We start from the raw sequence: 3,255 nt of genomic DNA on the forward strand, positions 1-3,255 counted from the left end.
CGGGGCGGTCGGCCGGAGCGGCCGGCGGAGAGGGGTCCCCCGCCATGACGGCGGCCGGCGACGTGGGGGCAGCGCCCGAGGACTCCCCCCGGGCGGACTCCCGGGGTTCCGGCAGGACGCGGACACTGCCCGCCGCCTGGTCGAGCAACCGTCGGGCCGCCTCGAACTGGGCGAGCGCGGACCGCTGCGCCTCCCGGACCTCGTCCTCCCTGTCCTGGGCGGAACGCAACCGCTGCTCGACGTGCTCGTCGACCTGCCTTGTCCTGGCGGCGAGGCGTCGTTCGACCTCAGCCTCGTGCTCACGCAGCTTCCTGGCCGCGTCGCTGCGCCGCTTGGCCATCGCGATCTCGAAGTCCTTCTCCACCTGGCGCCGCCTGGCGGCCGAGGAGGACTCGATGTGCGTGCACCGGCGGGTGGCTTCGGCGACCATCCCTTCCGCCGTCGAGGTGGCCTCGGCGACCAGCCGGTCGGCGGTCGAGGTGGCCTCGGCGACGGTCTGTTCCGCCGCGGCGGTGGCGTCGGAGATCCGCTGCTCGGCCTTGGCCTTCGCGTCGGCGAGAACCGCCTCAGCCTCGGCCAGCATGCCGGCGTACCGGCGTTCGTACTCCCGGGCCATGTCGGCGACGCGGCGCTCGTAGTCCCGCTCGACCTGGCGGCGGTGCTCCTCCTGGCCGGCGACCAGCCGCTCGTACTCGCGGCAGAGGTCGTCGCGTTCTCGTTCCGCCTCCGCCCTGCGGTTGACGACGTACTCGTCGGCCTGAGCACGCAGGGCGTCCGCCTCCGACTCGGCCAGGGCGAGCATCCGCTGGAGCCGCTCGCTCAACGTCGCGGCGCTGACCGGCTCCTGGACCATGCGGTCGGCGGCCTCCCGCGCCTGGTCAAGGTCACGCCGGGTGAGTTCGAGACGGTTCCGCAAATCGGCGCACTGCGATAACGCGGCGTCCCGATCGGCCGCGATTATCCGCAGGTCACCCTCCAGCGACCGGACGTAATCCAGAACCTGGGTTCTGTGGAAACCGCGATACACGACGTCGAAGGGCGGGTTGAGAGGGATCAGTTCTCCGTCCTCTTCGCGCGCCATTGCATGATTCTAACACCGTCGACGATTCCCGTTGTCCCTCCACCAACCGGACGACCGGGCCGGGAGGGGGAACGGCCCGCGCCGGCGGGGGCACGAGCCGACGACCAGGCGAGATCACGTCGCGATCACGGCAGAGTGGACATCGCTCGCATCGGCGGCGGTCCTCGCGAATGATCCATAACCCTGTCGGGGGAACGGCTCGCGTAGTCGGTGCCCGCGCCCCGAGACTCGCCCGGACGGATCACCCGGTTCCCTGACACACCTTCCCCGGACGGGGCACATCGGCGGCATCACGTAGTCGATCAGGTGTTCGAACGCCGTGTTCCCGCGACCTCACCTCCCCCACGCGGGGTGAGCCGCTCCTCCCCGCCACGGCCACGGGGCGGGGAATCGCGGAACCGGCCGGCGGCGGGGACCGGGATGCGCCCGACGCCCCTTTACCGGGATCGGCGCCACGAATCCGAAAACGGAAAGCGGACCGGGACATGATCTCCGGTTCCACGCAGGAACGACAAACTCCGCCAGCCGCCGGCCAATAGCGGAACACCACGCCCCGCCAGATTGTTCCCACCTGGCGGAGGGACCCGGCATGGCTTTTTCCCCATCGCCACCCCCTTCCTGGAGTGGGCGTTTTCCGAGGGAACACGACCACCCCGGTGTCCGGCGCGGGCCTCTCCTTTTCCCTCCCCGGAACTCGGAAACCGGCGACCGGGCACGCTCGACGGGGTCGTGGCCCCCGGGCGCCGCCGGGATGGCACTAGACTTCGTGGGTGTTCGTCAAGATCTGTGGGCTCACGACCGAGGCCGCGGTCGCGGTGGCGGTGGCCTCGGGAGCGGACGCGGTCGGCTTCGTGCTGACCGAGAGCCCCCGCCAGCTCGCCCCGGCGCGCGTGCGGGAACTCGCCGAGCTGGTGCCCCCCGAGGTGCTCACCGTGGGCGTGGTCCGGGGCGTGTCCGCCACCGAGGCCCGTGACCTGGCGGTGGAGTCGGGGGTAGGCGCGCTCCAGCTCCACGGCGACTACCCGGCGTCGGCCTTCGACGCGGTGCGCGACCTCCCCGTCCGGCTGGTGCGGGCCGTGCCGATCGACGCGGTGCGCCGCCCCGGCGACGGGCCGGAGCCCCGCGCTGACCTACTGTTGGTCGACTCCCCGGTCGCGGGCTCCGGCGAGAGCTGGGACTGGTCCTCGACCGACGCCGAGCTCCTGGGGGGCCGGAGGTGGCTGCTCGCCGGTGGGCTGCGCCCCGGCAACGTCGGAACCGCCGTGCGGGTGCTCCGCCCCTGGGGTGTGGACGTGTCCAGCGGGGTGGAGCGCGAGCGGGGCGTGAAGGACCACGTCCTGATCGAGGAGTTCGTCCGGGCGGCGCGGGCGGCGGCCACCGGCTGACCAGGACAGCTCCTCACGGGAGGGTGGGGCCTGGGCCGGGGCGGCGAGCGGTGGGACGCGCCCCCTGCCCTGTCCGCCCCGCCCTCAGCTGCCGGTGCCGGACACCACGGCCCCGTCCAGGTCCCAGACCCGCAACCGGCCGCACATCCCGTACCCGCGCGGCCCGGCGTTCGGGAGGACCGAACGCACCCGCGCCTCTCCGAGGTGGGGTCCTCGCCCGGCGGCCAGGTCCGCCAGCGCCCGTCCCGTGTGGGCCGCCTGGGCCGCCGCGCCCCGCTCCCACCTCGACCGCCACTCGGCGACTCGGGGAGCCACGAGCCGCGCCGCCGCGTCGTGCAGTGGCGTCAGCGCGCTCGGCCCCTCGGCCAGGACCCGCTCCCGCAGCTCCAGGTAGCCGGCGACGGCGAGATCACGACGGGCGCGGGCGGCCAGCGCGGCGGGGCTGTCGAGGTCCTCGGGCCCCTCGTCGGGTTCCGGGGCGGGGATGCGGTGCGCGTCGGCGTACCGCTCCCCGTCCGCGAGCACCTCGAACGGGAAGGTGAGGACGGCGTCACCCGCCTCCGGGAGACCGGCGTTCTGCATGACGACGAGGATCTCGAGGTCGCCGCTGAGGTTGACCAACCGGTGCACCGTTCCCGGGGTGAACCACAGCAGGGTTCCCCTGGCGAGCGGGGTCTCCTGGTAACCCTCGGCGCCGAGCGTCTCCAGCCGGCCCTCGCCGGACAGCACGACGTAGCCTTCGCTCGAGGCGGTGTGCAGGTGGGGTGACCCGCCGCGCCGGCCGTCCTC

At 73.5% G+C, this 3,255-nt stretch carries 3 protein-coding genes; 1 reads left to right on the forward strand and 2 read right to left on the reverse strand.

All coding sequences use genetic code 11. From position 1 onward, the window contains the following. The coding region (locus ACTIDRAF_RS0209975) for a coiled-coil domain-containing protein (protein ID WP_016698594.1) at positions 1-1,081 on the reverse strand (1,081 nt) is incomplete at its 3' end. Positions 1,082-1,851: 770 nt separating this feature from the next. On the opposite strand from ACTIDRAF_RS0209975, the gene ACTIDRAF_RS0209980 reads away from it, so the two are divergent. Continuing rightward, positions 1,852-2,466 (forward strand): phosphoribosylanthranilate isomerase, encoded by a 615-nt coding sequence (locus ACTIDRAF_RS0209980; protein ID WP_016698595.1) that lies wholly within the window; start codon positions 1,852-1,854, stop codon positions 2,464-2,466. 84 nt (positions 2,467-2,550) lie between these two features. On the opposite strand, the gene ACTIDRAF_RS28085 is transcribed toward ACTIDRAF_RS0209980, so the two are convergent. Beyond that, positions 2,551-3,255, reverse strand: a 705-nt coding sequence (locus ACTIDRAF_RS28085) for a cupin domain-containing protein (RefSeq protein WP_016698596.1), incomplete at its 5' end; no start/stop codon positions are given.

The sequence above is a fragment of the Actinoalloteichus spitiensis RMV-1378 genome, assembly GCF_000239155.1.
GTDB classification, from domain to species: Bacteria; Actinomycetota; Actinomycetes; order Mycobacteriales; family Pseudonocardiaceae; genus Actinoalloteichus_B; species Actinoalloteichus_B spitiensis.